At 53.8% G+C, this 14,166-nt stretch carries 12 protein-coding genes; 5 read left to right on the forward strand and 7 right to left on the reverse strand.

Going from position 1 to position 14,166, the window contains the following annotated elements; translation table 11 throughout:
* Positions 1-218: 218 nt before the first annotated feature.
* A complete protein-coding gene (gene narQ, locus WC7_RS09125; RefSeq protein WP_016153964.1) occupies positions 219-1,916 on the forward strand; it encodes a nitrate/nitrite two-component system sensor histidine kinase NarQ in 1,698 nt (565 codons plus the stop codon).
* Positions 1,917-2,100: 184 nt separating this feature from the next.
* A complete protein-coding gene (gene acrD, locus WC7_RS09120; protein WP_016153965.1) occupies positions 2,101-5,214 on the forward strand; it encodes a multidrug efflux RND transporter permease AcrD in 3,114 nt (1,037 codons plus the stop codon).
* A 75-nt stretch (positions 5,215-5,289) separates the two neighbouring features.
* Here the strand turns inward: acrD and ypfM are convergent, their stop codons facing one another.
* Positions 5,290-5,349, reverse strand: coding sequence for a protein YpfM (gene ypfM / locus WC7_RS26755; RefSeq protein ID WP_001386977.1), 60 nt, complete (start codon positions 5,347-5,349; stop codon positions 5,290-5,292).
* Positions 5,350-5,738: 389 nt separating this feature from the next.
* Here ypfM and WC7_RS09115 point away from each other — a divergent pair, with 389 nt between their 5' ends.
* The 3 genes from WC7_RS09115 to WC7_RS09105 are packed head-to-tail and all read left to right on the forward strand — an operon-like array spanning position 5,739 to position 7,454.
* Positions 5,739-6,095, forward strand: a complete 357-nt coding sequence (locus WC7_RS09115) for an ArsC family reductase (RefSeq protein ID WP_016153966.1) — start codon at positions 5,739-5,741, stop codon at positions 6,093-6,095.
* A 3-nt stretch (positions 6,096-6,098) separates the two neighbouring features.
* Positions 6,099-7,226, forward strand: a complete 1,128-nt coding sequence (gene dapE / locus WC7_RS09110; protein WP_016153967.1) for a succinyl-diaminopimelate desuccinylase — start codon at positions 6,099-6,101, stop codon at positions 7,224-7,226.
* A gap of 27 nt (positions 7,227-7,253) precedes the next feature.
* Positions 7,254-7,454, forward strand: a complete 201-nt coding sequence (locus WC7_RS09105) for a YpfN family protein (RefSeq protein WP_003835080.1) — start codon at positions 7,254-7,256, stop codon at positions 7,452-7,454.
* A 48-nt stretch (positions 7,455-7,502) separates the two neighbouring features.
* On the opposite strand, the gene ypfH is transcribed toward WC7_RS09105, so the two are convergent.
* From ypfH to dapA, 6 genes are all read right to left on the reverse strand, one after another.
* Positions 7,503-8,201 (reverse strand): esterase, encoded by a 699-nt coding sequence (ypfH, locus tag WC7_RS09100; protein WP_016153968.1) that lies wholly within the window; start codon positions 8,199-8,201, stop codon positions 7,503-7,505.
* Positions 8,202-8,274: 73 nt separating this feature from the next.
* A complete protein-coding gene (locus tag WC7_RS09095) occupies positions 8,275-10,290 on the reverse strand; it encodes a tRNA(Met) cytidine acetyltransferase TmcA (RefSeq protein ID WP_016153969.1) in 2,016 nt (671 codons plus the stop codon).
* A 15-nt stretch (positions 10,291-10,305) separates the two neighbouring features.
* Positions 10,306-11,172 carry a KPN_02809 family neutral zinc metallopeptidase gene (locus tag WC7_RS09090; RefSeq protein ID WP_016153970.1) on the reverse strand — a complete coding sequence of 289 codons (867 nt, stop codon included), beginning with the start codon at positions 11,170-11,172 and terminating at the stop codon, positions 10,306-10,308.
* Between the two features lie 128 nt (positions 11,173-11,300).
* Positions 11,301-12,014, reverse strand: coding sequence for a phosphoribosylaminoimidazolesuccinocarboxamide synthase (gene purC / locus WC7_RS09085; protein WP_003835086.1), 714 nt, complete (start codon positions 12,012-12,014; stop codon positions 11,301-11,303).
* Between the two features lie 111 nt (positions 12,015-12,125).
* The gene (bamC, locus tag WC7_RS09080; RefSeq protein WP_016153971.1) at positions 12,126-13,160 is read right to left on the reverse strand and encodes an outer membrane protein assembly factor BamC; all 1,035 of its coding nucleotides are present in this window, start codon (positions 13,158-13,160) and stop codon (positions 12,126-12,128) included.
* A 16-nt stretch (positions 13,161-13,176) separates the two neighbouring features.
* Positions 13,177-14,055, reverse strand: a complete 879-nt coding sequence (dapA, locus tag WC7_RS09075; RefSeq protein WP_016153972.1) for a 4-hydroxy-tetrahydrodipicolinate synthase — start codon at positions 14,053-14,055, stop codon at positions 13,177-13,179.
* Positions 14,056-14,166 lie beyond the last annotated feature (111 nt).

Consider the following 14,166-nt stretch of genomic DNA (forward strand, 5'->3'; position numbering starts at 1 on the left):
TGTTGTTATTAACCGACACGGAAGGAAGCGGCAATGTTCATTTGCCCAGGAAGCACAACTATTTATCCAGAACCTGTGGCAGATCAATTTATTTCATCGCATATGAAATTGCGTTTCAGTTACCATCCAGTTTCATGGCGTTTTATTAACATTTATCAAATACACCGCATCGTTCGGGCTGTTTTAAGGCGCGACGTGTATTGTGTGAGGATGCACAAGTGACGGTAAAGCGTCCGGTCTCGGCCAGTCTGGCTAAAGCTTTTTTCTACATAGTGCTGTTGTCGATTCTCTCAACGGGTATTGCGCTGCTCACGCTGACCAGCAGCTTACGAGATGCCGAAGCCATCAACGTGGCTGGCTCATTGCGCATGCAAAGTTACCGTCTGGGTTACGATCTGCAAAGCCAAAGTCCGCAGCTTAACGCTCACCGCCAGCTTTTCCAGCAGGCGCTAAACTCGCCAGCACTACAGAACCTGAACGCGTGGTATGTGCCTCAAGCAGTAAAAAGTCGCTATGGGCGTCTACATGCAAACTGGCTGGAAATGAACGCCCGTCTGATCGATGGCGATTTAAATTGGTACCAGAGCAATATCAATAACTATGTCGATCAAATCGATCTCTTCGTGCTGGCGCTGCAGCATTATGCCGAACGCAAAGTGATGCTGGTTTTTGGTATTTCACTGGCGGGCGGGATCGGCATTTTCACCCTCGTTTTCTTTACCTTACGGCGTATTCGCCAGCAGGTGGTGCGTCCGCTGAATAAGCTGGTGGTGGCCAGCCAGCACATTGAACACGGTCAGTTTGACATCCCGTCGCTGGATACTGATTTGCCCAACGAACTCGGGTTGTTGGGCAAGACCTTCAGCCAGATGTCGAGTGAATTACACAAGCTGTACCGCTCGCTGGAAGCGTCTGTCGCTGAGAAGACCCACGATCTCCACGAAGCTAATCGTCGTCTGGAAGTGTTGTATCAGTGCTCTCAGGCGTTAAATACCAGTCAGATTGATGTGTACTGCTTCCGCCATATTTTACAGATCGTCCGCGAGCATGACGCCGCCTATTTCCTGGAACTCACCGTCGGAGATAACTGGCGAATTAGCGAAGGCGCAAAAAGCCCCGAGCTGCCGATGCAGATCCTGCCGGTCACCATGCAGGAAACCGTCTACGGTGAACTGCACTGGCAAAGCCCGAACGTCAATGCTTCTACCCCGTTGCTTAACAGCGTCTCCTCGATGCTGGGTCGCGGGTTGTACTTCAACCAGGCGCAAAAACATTTTCAGCAGCTGTTATTAATGGAGGAGCGGGCGACGATTGCGCGCGAGCTGCACGACTCGCTGGCGCAAGTGCTCTCTTATTTACGCATTCAGCTCACGCTGCTGAAGCGTTCGATTCCCGAAGATAACGCCCCAGCGCAAAGCATTATGGCGGATTTCTCTCAGGCGCTGAACGACGCCTACCGCCAGCTACGCGAACTGCTCACCACCTTCCGCCTGACTTTACAGCAGGCCGATCTCCCCTCCGCCCTGCATGAAATGCTGGAAACGCTGCAAAATCAGACCTCGGCTAAACTGACGCTTGATTGCCGGTTACCGACCCTGGCGCTGGACGCGCAAATGCAGGTGCATCTGCTGCAGATCGTCCGTGAAGCGGTGCTGAACGCGATTAAACATGCCAGCGCAACCGAAATTGCCGTCAGTTGCGTGACTGCGCCGGATGGTAATCACACGGTTTATATTCGCGATAACGGTATCGGCATTGGCGAGCCGCGGGAGCCTTCGGGGCACTATGGGTTAAATATTATGCGCGAGCGGGCGGAAAGGCTGAGCGGCACGCTGACTTTCTCTCAACCCTCCGGAGGGGGAACGCTGGTGAGCATCAGTTTTCGTTCGGCAGAATCCGACGGTGAGCTAACGTAAAGAACCGCAAAGCGCCGTCGGTTCTCGATCCAGGCCTGACGGCGTTGGCACGAAAGGTATGCTGTAAACGGGCATGATAATTTACATTATCTTCTTTTTTTCTCCACGTTTGCCCCGTACCTTGCCGCTAAAGTGAAGCAATTCACACCCATAACGATACGCAGAAACACGAGGTCCCCTTTTAATGGCGAATTTTTTCATCGATCGCCCCATTTTTGCCTGGGTGTTAGCAATCCTGTTGTGCCTGACAGGAGCCCTGGCTATTTTTTCGCTGCCCGTTGAGCAATACCCCGATCTGGCACCGCCAAACGTGCGGGTAACCGCGAACTACCCTGGCGCGTCCGCACAAACCCTGGAAAATACCGTCACCCAGGTTATCGAGCAGAACATGACTGGTCTCGATAATCTGATGTACATGTCGTCGCAGAGCAGCGGGACAGGCCAGGCGTCGGTTACGCTGAGCTTCCTCGCGGGAACCGATCCTGATGAGGCCGTCCAGCAGGTGCAAAACCAGCTGCAATCGGCAATGCGTAAGCTGCCGCAGGCGGTACAGAATCAAGGGGTCACGGTGCGCAAGACCGGTGACACCAATATTCTGACCATCGCCTTCGTCTCCACCGATGGCTCAATGGATAAGCAGGACATCGCCGACTACGTCGCCAGTAATATCCAGGATCCGCTCAGTCGTATAAACGGCGTGGGCGATATTGACGCCTACGGTTCACAATATTCCATGCGTATCTGGCTCGACCCGGTCAAACTTAACAGCTTCCAGATGACCGCCAAAGATGTGACCGATGCTATCGAGTCACAGAATGCGCAGATTGCCGTCGGGCAACTTGGCGGCACGCCTTCGGTGGACAAACAAGCGCTGAATGCGACGATCAACGCCCAGTCGCTGCTGCAGACTCCGGATGAATTCCGCGCGATTACGCTACGCGTCAACCAGGACGGCTCAGAAGTTAAACTGGGTGATGTGGCGACGGTCGAAATGGGTGCGGAAAAGTACGACTATCTCAGCCGCTTCAACGGCCACCCGGCTTCCGGTCTGGGGGTAAAACTGGCCTCCGGCGCCAATGAAATGGCAACGGCGGAGCTGGTTATCGACCGCCTGAACGAGCTCTCACAGTATTTTCCGCACGGGCTGGAATACAAGGTGGCGTATGAAACTACCTCCTTTGTCAAAGCCTCAATCATCGACGTGGTGAAAACGCTGCTGGAAGCGATCGCGCTGGTATTTCTTGTGATGTACCTGTTCCTGCAAAACTTCCGCGCCACGCTGATCCCTACAATCGCAGTTCCCGTCGTCCTGATGGGTACTTTTTCCGTGCTCTACGCCTTTGGCTACAGCGTTAACACCCTGACGATGTTTGCGATGGTGCTGGCGATCGGCCTGCTGGTCGATGATGCCATTGTGGTGGTGGAAAACGTCGAGCGAATTATGAGTGAGGAAGGCCTCTCGCCGCGGGAAGCGACGCGGAAATCGATGGGGCAAATCCAGGGCGCGCTGGTCGGTATCGCCATGGTGCTGTCGGCGGTGTTTATCCCGATGGCTTTCTTCGGCGGCACTACCGGGGCTATCTACCGCCAGTTCTCGATTACCATCGTCTCCGCAATGGTTCTTTCAGTTCTGGTGGCGATGATCCTCACCCCTGCCCTGTGCGCCACTCTGCTCAAACCGCTACATAAAGGCGAGCATCACGGGCAAACCGGTTTCTTTGGCTGGTTTAACCGGATGTTTAACCGCAACGCCGAACGCTACGAAAAAGGCGTCGCCAGGATCCTGCACCGCAGCCTGCGCTGGATACTGATTTACGGCCTGCTGCTCGGCGGTATGGTTTTCCTGTTCCTGCGCCTGCCAACCTCCTTCCTGCCGCTCGAAGACCGCGGCATGTTTACCACCTCGATACAGTTGCCCAGCGGCTCGACCCAGCAGCAAACATTGAAAGTAGTTGAGGAAGTGGAGAAGTATTACTTCACCCATGAGAAAGACAACATTACGTCGGTCTTTTCCACGGTCGGTTCCGGCCCTGGCGGGAACGGTCAAAACGTGGCGCGGATGTTTGTCCGCTTAAAAGACTGGGATGATCGCGACACCACCACCGGAACCTCTTTCGCCATCATCGAGCGCGCGACCAAAGCCTTTAATAAGATTAAAGAAGCCCGCGTCTTCGCCAGCAGTCCTCCGGCGATTAGCGGTCTCGGGAGCTCTGCCGGTTTCGATATGGAGCTGCAAGATCACGCCGGTGCGGGCCATGATGCGTTAATGGCCGCGCGCGACAAGCTGATTGAGCTGGCCGGGAAAGACGCGTCTCTGACCCGCGTTCGTCATAATGGTCTGGACGACAGCCCGCAGTTGCAAATTGATATCGATCAGCGCAAAGCCCAGGCGCTGGGCGTTTCCATTGATGACATCAACGACACCTTGCAAACGGCCTGGGGCTCCAGCTACGTCAATGACTTTATGGACCGGGGTCGCGTGAAGAAGGTTTACGTGCAGGCGGCGGCAAAATATCGCATGCTCCCGGACGACATCAATCTGTGGTACGTCCGCAATAATAGCGGCGGCATGGTGCCTTTCTCGGCCTTTGCCACGTCGCGCTGGGAAACGGGTTCACCGCGTCTGGAACGCTATAACGGCTACTCCGCCGTCGAGATTGTTGGCGAAGCCGCTCCCGGCGTCAGTACCGGTACGGCGATGGACATTATGGAATCGCTGGTCCACCAGTTGCCGACCGGATTCGGCCTCGAATGGACCGCGATGTCTTACCAGGAACGGCTGTCGGGCTCTCAGGCGCCAGCTCTGTACGCCATTTCTTTGCTGGTGGTGTTCCTGTGTCTGGCGGCGTTGTACGAAAGCTGGTCGGTTCCCTTCTCCGTCATGCTGGTTGTTCCGCTGGGGGTCATTGGCGCGCTGCTCGCTACCTGGATGCGCGGTCTGGAAAACGACGTGTACTTTCAGGTCGGGTTACTCACCGTTATCGGGCTTTCGGCGAAGAACGCAATATTGATTGTTGAATTCGCCAATGAGATGAACGAGAAAGGTCACGACTTGCTCGACGCCACGCTGCATGCCTGTCGCCAACGCTTACGCCCAATTCTGATGACGTCACTGGCGTTTATCTTTGGGGTGTTGCCGATGACCATCAGCAGTGGCGCAGGTTCCGGCGGTCAACATGCGGTGGGGACTGGCGTAATGGGCGGGATGATTTCAGCCACTGTCCTGGCGATTTACTTCGTTCCTCTGTTCTTTGTGCTGGTACGCAGACGCTTCCCATTGAAGCCCCGCCCAGAATAATCGGACACAAAAAAGGCGACTTACGTTGAGTCGCCTTTTATTATCCTTTGCAGGATATGAATTTCTTCCAGAAAATTATTTACGAAGCATCACTTCGATAAAGTCTTTCCAGTTCCCCAGTTCACGTTCAATCATAACAACCTCTCTTATTATTATGGGCATTCTACGAAATCATCATCATAAAAAGAAGATCATTTAACCAATGGTTGCGATTACATCCTCCAGTGTTCGGGGGTATATGTAATCACTATGCGCTAACCCCATAAATTTTATGTGACTTACTGCAATATTTTGAAATATTCATACATCATCTACGACTTTGGCAATTCTGATGGAAAAACAGGCTGATGCAAACAGGCAAATTCTGATTTTCAGTTTCCCGTGAATTTTGGAACTTTCAGGAATCATTATTCACCATTCAACAACAATGTTATATTTTTCTATAACGGTTCGATGACAATATGTATTATTCATGTTTATAGGACACGAGAATAAATATTCAAATTACGTCAATAAGGATTCAAATGATCACCCTCTACGGCATCAAGAATTGCGATACGATTAAAAAAGCCAGACGCTGGCTGGAAGACAATGGGGTCGACTACCGCTTCCATGATTATCGCGTCGACGGCCTGGATAACGCGTTATTACACGCCTTTATCAGCGAATTAGGTTGGGAGGCGCTGCTCAATACACGTGGAACCACCTGGCGCAAACTGGATGAAGCCACACGTAACCAAATCACCGATGCGTCCTCTGCTGCTGCATTGATGATTGAAATGCCTGCAATTATCAAACGCCCATTGCTCTGCGCGCCGGGTAAGCCTATGCTGCTTGGCTTTAGTGAATCCAGTTATACGCAGTTTTTTAATGAGGTATAGTCTATGTCGTGCCCGGTTATTGAGCTGACACAGCAGCTTATTCGCCGTCCTTCCCTGAGCCCGGATGATGCCGGGTGCCAGGCGTTAATGATTGAACGCCTGCGCGCGGTAGGTTTTACCGTTGAGCGTATGGATTTTGGTGACACACAGAATTTTTGGGCATGGCGCGGCAAAGGTGAGACTCTGGCATTTGCCGGTCACACTGACGTAGTGCCTGTCGGCGATGTCGATCGTTGGATTAATCCACCGTTCGAACCGACCATTCGCGATGGCATGTTGTTCGGGCGTGGCGCAGCCGATATGAAAGGCTCACTGGCGGCAATGGTCGTGGCCGCAGAACGTTTTGTCGCCCAGCATCCGAACCATCAGGGTCGTCTGGCGTTTTTGATAACCTCTGACGAAGAGGCCAGCGCCCAAAACGGCACCGTAAAGGTGGTTGAAGCACTTATGGCGCGCAATGAACGACTGGATTATTGTCTGGTTGGCGAGCCGTCCAGCACGGAAATCGTTGGCGACGTGGTGAAAAATGGGCGTCGTGGTTCACTGACCTGCAATCTGACCATTCACGGCGTGCAGGGCCACGTAGCCTACCCGCATCTGGCCGATAACCCGGTACACCGCGCGGCGCCAATGCTCAATGAACTGGTGGCGATTGAGTGGGATCAGGGCAACGAATTCTTCCCGGCGACCAGCATGCAGATTGCCAATATTCAGGCAGGAACCGGCAGCAACAATGTTATTCCCGGCGAACTGTTTATCCAGTTCAACTTCCGTTTCAGCACCGAATTAAACGATGAAATGATTAAGTCCCGGGTGCTGGAGCTGCTGGAGAAACATCAGTTGCGTTATACCGTCGACTGGTGGCTTTCCGGTCAGCCGTTCCTGACCGCACGCGGTAAACTGGTGGATGCGGTGGTGAACGCCATTGAGCACTATAATGAGATTAAACCGCAGTTACTGACTACAGGCGGGACGTCCGACGGGCGTTTTATTGCCCGCATGGGGGCACAGGTAGTAGAACTGGGGCCGGTCAACGCCACCATTCATAAAATTAATGAATGTGTTAATGCCGCCGACCTGCAACTGCTTGCCCGTATGTATCAACGTATCATGGAGCAACTCGTCGCCTGATGAGTGTTCCTGTAAGAGGAAATGAGCATGGACTGGCTGGCAAAATACTGGTGGATTCTAGTGTTGGTGTTTCTGGTAGGCGTATTGCTGAACGTGATTAAAGATCTCAAGCGCGTCGACCACAAGAAATTTCTTGCCAATAAGCCGGAGCTTCCCCCGCATCGTGATTTTAACGATAAATGGGATGACGACGACGATTGGCCAAACAAGGATCAACCGAAGAAATAAGCCAACGTAGGCCGAATGGCGGTTTCACATCGCCATCCGGCCTGCGGGTTAAATCATCTCAATCACATCATCATCGTGAGGCTTACCGCCGCTCAGCGCTTCATCAAAGTAGTGCTTCGGTACGGTAAAACGCAGGTGGTCGAGCGCAAACTGCATACTGCGTTCATCAATGGCGTGCCCCAGATTTTCGACGATATCCAGCGTCACATCCCCACCGGCGCGTATTAACGCCTCCTGCGCGGCAACGGCATGAGATAACTCAATCACCCGGTCTTCACCGCCGTGAATCAAATGCACCGTCGTCGCGGTAGTTGCAACCTCCGGCAACGTGGCATAGCGACCATTAAAGGCGATGACCCGCGACGCCAGCCCAGGCTCGGCTTTAATACTCTCAAGCGACATAATCGAGCCCTGAGAAAAACCAATCAGCGCAGTCGCCTGAGGCGAAACGCCGCTTTGCTTCTGCCAGTAGCGAACGGTTTCGATAAAGACCGGCATAATCGCGTCAATACGCGCCTGGCGGTTCTCTTCCGTTACCCCCTGTACCGAAAACCACTGACGCCCGGAAGTCGTACCATAAGGCTCTGCCCCGCCAATGCTGACGATTAGCGCATCTGGAAACAGCGGTGCAAACCAGGAGCCAATTTCGCCCATGGCAACCGGGTTATCGCCGACGCCATGAAACAGCAACAAGAGCTGTTGAGCGGGTTTATCGGGACTTTGAACAACAAAATGGTCATGTTTCATGGCGATCTCCTTAACTGATGAGAATCATTCTACGCCGCTTAACCGCAATGACCATGCCAGGAAATTGAAGAAGTTAGTGAAAAAATTGCCATTGCATAATGCGATTATGTAGCCGTTGTTCACGCTCAGCATCCAGCTGTTTTAAGGCCTGCGCCGCCTCGGCGCGCTGAACTGCCAACAGCGCTTTGCGACCCGATATTTTCAACTGTTGGCACAATTCAGCATCGCTGCGTTGAGCCTGTATACGCCCGCGCAATGCTGGAAGAGGCAACTCGCTGCGCTCAAGCAAACGACTCAGACAACCTAATGATGTCAGTAATGGTCGATGCGCGAAGGCAAACCCAGCCAGCTCACCCCAGTCATCCTCATTAAGCGTAGTCTCTTTCAGTGGTACCAGCGGAATGCGCTCTGCGTTCCACTGAGCAAGAATCTCCGCATCCCGTCGCAGGCGCTGGTGCGCCCGCCAGGCAAGGCGTTTTCCTGCTTCGCTGATGGGCAGCACCGCCATAGCGGTATAACAGCCGCTGCTGGCTTCCCGATGATTGCCCATTCGTACCAGGACAAAACCGCAACGCTGCCAGAAACGCCATAATTCAGCCGTATAACCAAAGCTGACGGACAAATAGTCGCACTGCGTGCAATAGTGCCGGGCCTGCAGATTCAGCTGTTGCCCAATACCTTCCCTTTGACGCGCGGGATGAACCGCAATTCGACTGACCCGCCGCCCGACGAGCGTTGCCGCCAATGGGTCTCCGCCGTGCGCCGCCAGTGACTGCGCAACCAGATTTCCTCTTGGTCGGCGATATCCGGCCCAGACGGCCTGGCTTAATTCTGCGGATAATCCCCCCTCGTCGACCAGCCAGACGGCTCCCGCCACCGAGTCAGCAGCCGAAGCCTGAAGAAAATGCTGACCCGGCGCGTCCATCATTCGCCGCAGATCCAGTGGCGAGGTGCGATAATGCGCACCGGAAAGTAGCTGATATACCGCTAACGACAGCGCCGGGTTTGTCTGCCATGAGAGTTGATCAAATGCCGAGAAGTTAAGCTCCCCCAAGGGGGCATGCGCAAAGGTTTCGTCGTCAAACACCAGCGCATCGCTGACGATTTTCTCCAGCGGACATCCCTGCGCCCAGCGCACGGGTTGTTGCAACTTATAGCGTCGAAGATGGGGAAAGCGGGCGCAAAATTTCAACAAAAAGCCTCTGCCAGTTCCCTCATAGCCCTGTACGGTGGTGGTTAACAGCGTACGAGGGAAACGCGCAACCAGTTGGTGCAGCAGCGGCGCGGGGATCGCGGCGGCTTCATCCACAACCAGCCAGTCTGCGGTTGCAGAACTGCTTAACAGCGCATCCGGGGCCATAAAGCGGTATCGCTCTGCGGCAAATTGCGCCAGCACATCCGTTGCCGCTTTAGCAGGCGCGGTGACAATCGCGGTCCCGTTGATACGTGCTATCAGTTGCCCTGCCAGAGCCGATTTACCCCGGCCACGTGCAGCTGTGACCGCAGCCACGCCGGGAGGCATATCCAGCAACTGGGTTAAAACCATCGCCTGTTCAGGCTGAGGGTAACCGGTTGCCGCGTGCCAGACTGCACGAACAGCAAAACGCGGGCTGGAAACTGCGTGATGCTGCTGCCAGTGCAGCGCCTGTCCGTCACGGGAAATCACCCGTTTGACATGTTCAACAAAGTGCGGCGTTGGGATAGGTTCAGCACAGTCGCTCCAGCGCAGTGAATCCACGTCCGGATGCGTGTGCCAGGTATGCCAGGGGGGAGTCAGCAAAACCAGCCAGCTCCCGGCGATCAGCGTTCCGCTTAAGGCGGCAAACGCCGCAGCGTCAAATCCCTGCCCGGCGTCAAAAACCGCATGACGAAATTCGCGCCCTAATAACGTTTGCAGCGCCTGTGGCGTACAGTTCGGCTCAGCAGGGGCTTGTGCGCCCACCCATAACCAGTCGCCGGGTAACGTGTCGCGTAGCGCTAAAGCCCGCTCCTGACACCAGTTCCCCTCACCACTGATAATCAGCAGACGACGGATCCCTTCGCGGGCCATCTGTTCGGTTAACGCGCTCAGCGCCGTGTTATCAGACATCCCTGCCTCAGTAGCTTAAATGCCTTTACCAAAAGTATTACATTGTCCCGGATCGCCGCTGTCAAAACCGCGTTTGAACCAGCTAAGCCGCTGCTCAGAAGTGCCGTGGGTAAAGCTGTCCGGCACAACGCGTCCTTGTCCCTGCTGCTGCAGGCGATCGTCGCCAATAGCCTGAGCGGCGTTCAGCGCTTCAGCCAGGTCGCCGGACTCCAGCACGCCCTGCTGCTGCATACTGTTGCCCCAGACGCCGGCAAAGCAGTCCGCCTGCAGTTCCATACGTACGGAAAGACGGTTCACCTCAGCCTGTGAGGCATTCTGCTGCATCTGGCGAACTTTCGGTTCAATACCCAGCAGTTTCTGCACGTGGTGGCCCACTTCATGGGCGATAACATAGCCCTGAGCAAAATCACCATCGGCGCCCAGCTTATTTTTCATGTCATCATAAAATGAGAGGTCGATATACACCGTACCATCCGCCGGGCAGTAAAACGGCCCCATCACGGACTGACCCGCGCCACAGCCGGTACGCGTCGCTCCGCGATACATTACCAGCTTCGGCTGTTGGTAGGTCCGGCCCATTTTTTCAAACTGCTGCCCCCAGGTATCTTCCGTGGTGGCCAGAATCACCGAGGTAAATTTTGCTGCTTCATCATCATTTGGGCTGATGGAGTGTGATGATTGCTGTTGGGAAACTGGCTGGCCGGTCATTAATCCGGTGAGATCCACGCCATAATATCCCGCCACCAGCACCACAATCAGCAGGATGATGCCGCCTTTACCACTGGGCAAACGAAAACCAGGGCCGCCTATAGAAGGGCCGCCACCGGAACTATTTCGTCTGTCTTCCACATTGTCACTTTCACGACGCCCTTGCCAGCGCATAATCACCTCAACTTTTTATTCATTATGATGATGATCGTAGGCGGTTCGGAACAGGATTACCATAAGAAACAGTAATCAAAATCGGCGGGATTGATGAGCCGGAGAGCGATCGCCGGCTCAGGGGAGGATTAGTCTAACTTCACACCCAGACGATGCGCGACGGCTTCATAGGCTTCGATCAGGCCGCCCAGGCTCTGGCGGAAACGATCTTTATCCATTTTATCCAGCGTTTCTTTGTCCCACAGACGGCTGCCGTCCGGTGAGAACTCATCGCCCAGGACCACTTCACCTTTATACAAACCAAACTCAAGTTTGAAGTCGACCAGAATCAGACCAGCATCATCAAACATCTTTTTCAGCACGTCGTTGGCTTTGTAGGTCAGCTCTTTCATACGCGCCAGATTCTCTTTGCTCACCCAACCAAAAGTTTCGCAATAGGAATCGTTAATCATTGGATCGTGCATAGCATCGTTTTTCAGGAACAGATCAAACAGCGGCGGATTCAGTTCAATACCTTCCTCAACGCCTAAACGCTTAACCAGGGAACCTGCTGCGCGGTTACGAACCACACATTCAACCGGTACCATCTCCAGTTTTTTCACCAGACATTCAGTATCGGAAAGCAGTCGCTCCATCTGGGTAGGAATGCCCGCTTCTTGCAGTTTAGTCATAATGAAATGGTTGAACTTGTTGTTCACCATGCCTTTACGGTCAAACTGTTCAATGCGCGCGCCATCCCCTGCTGACGTATCATTGCGGAATTCGAGCACCAACAGGTCCGGGTTTTCCGTGCTGTATACGGTCTTCGCTTTACCACGATACAACTCAGCTTGCTTTTGCATCTTTATTACTCCTGGGTGTGAATTAACGATAAATATTGCGTTTTTCTGCCGACGCACACGTTTGCGTATCATATCAGAAAAAAAGGGCTGGAGTTATCCAGCCCTTTATTTTTACTTACTGAACGCTGCCTGGAAGACGGCGACCAGCGCGTCGTTCTGGCTTTGCGTCAGGGTATGCCCCTTCGGATCGATAAACTGCAAGCTACTGCGGTTGTCTAAATCACCGACCTGCAGTTTATAGTCGCCGGATACCAGACCCGGATCGCTTGCGCCCAGCTCCTGCCAGTTGCTATCAGACAGTGGTTTGTAGGTCACGGCGATGCTGCCCTGAGAACGGGTGCTGTCGGTCACTTTCATCCCCACTTTCTCAAGCGCTGCCGGCAGACGTTGCCATACCACGTTGAACGGTCCACGTACCACCAGCATCGGTAAACCGGTGTCATCGGCAGCACTCTGAACATCCATGGTGGCGGCAGAGCGGTTCTGCGCGGCATTCGCGGCGTCAGTGGCGTTCTTATCCAGACCTGCGGAGATAACGTTCATCATCTCAGCGCTGTAACGCTGCATTGATGCTGGATCAGCTACGGGTTTACCCGCCTGCTCGAGGTTAATCAGTTTCACCGTTACCGCTTGCTGATAGCCCTGCGGTTTAACCGAGATTTGATAACGTCCACGGTACTGCTCGTCTTCATCCAGACGGTTCCAGTTAACCCAGTCGGTGGTCAACGTCTGGCTGGCATCATCACGTTTGGTGATCGTGTAGTTTTTAGACTGAATGACGCTAACGACCTGTGGCCACAGCGTGTTGCCACGACCATTTTCCACCAGCAATGTCGACGTATCACCCGCGATCTGAGTGCGAGCACCAGTGACTAGTGCTAACGGCTGAGCCGGCGGGCGAATGTCCAGCGCTTTACCAACGGCACCGCTGCCGTTGGTGACCGGGATATTATAGTCACCCGACATAACCGGCAGAATCATCCCAGCTGGAGCGTGAAGCTCAGCAAGCGGTGCGGCCTCCAGATAGGATTCATCACCGCTCACCTGGCGCTTATAACGCGAGTCAGAACTACAGGCCGCGAGCAACATAACAAGCGAAACACCCGCAACCTTGGCCAGGCGCGACTTTTGTACTGAGTAAGCCATCAAATCTCCCTAAACTTTACAGCAAACCGGCATGCTTAAGCGCCGCTTTGACGATTTCACGAGCATTATCCGTGATTGGCGTCATCGGCAGACGTAGCGTATCGGTCGCCACAAGTCCCAACTCCTTACACGCCCATTTCACTGGGATAGGATTGGGTTCGACAAATAGTTTGTTGTGTAACGGCATCAGACGCTGGTTAATCACCCGCGCCTCGGCAAAGTTCCCGGCTGCCGCCAGTTTGCACATTTCGGCCATATCGCGTGCCGCAACGTTAGACGTCACGGAAATCACACCATGACCACCGAGCTGCATAAAATCCAGTCCGGTCGCGTCATCACCGCTGAGCAGAATAAAGTCGTCTGAAACCAGCTCTTTGATCTGGTGAACGCGACTTAAGTTCCCCGTGGCCTCTTTAATAGCGATAATATTTTTTACTTTCGCCAGGCGACCAACGGTTTCCGGCAACATATCGCAGCCGGTACGGGACGGTACATTATACAGAATTTGCGGCAGGTCAGTATGTTCAGCGATGGCTTTGAAATGCTGGAACAAACCTTCCTGGGTTGGGCGGTTGTAGTAAGGCGTCACCGTCAGGCAGCCGACAACACCACTGTCGTTGAAACGCTGCGTCAGACTAATGGCTTCCGCGGTCGCATTAGCGCCGGTTCCGGCAATCACCGGAATACGCCCGTCGGCCAGCTCCAGGGTCATCATCACCACATCGCCATGTTCATCATGACTCAGGGTGGCAGACTCACCGGTGGTGCCAACCGAAACGATCGCCGAGGTGCCGCTGGCGACATGATAATCAATCAGTTTTTTCAGGCTCGACCGGCAGACTTTACCTTTCTCATCCATCGGCGTAACAAGCGCGACAATACTTCCCGTGAACATGGGCCATCCTCTGTGCAAACAAGTGTCTCAATGGTACGTTTGGTACGACAATAAAAGCAAGCGACCAGAGCCGTTCTGATTGTTGTATGCATGTTTTTTTTATGCTTTCCT

The sequence above is a fragment of the Citrobacter sp. KTE151 genome, assembly GCF_000398845.1.
GTDB lineage: Bacteria > Pseudomonadota > Gammaproteobacteria > Enterobacterales > Enterobacteriaceae > Citrobacter > Citrobacter braakii.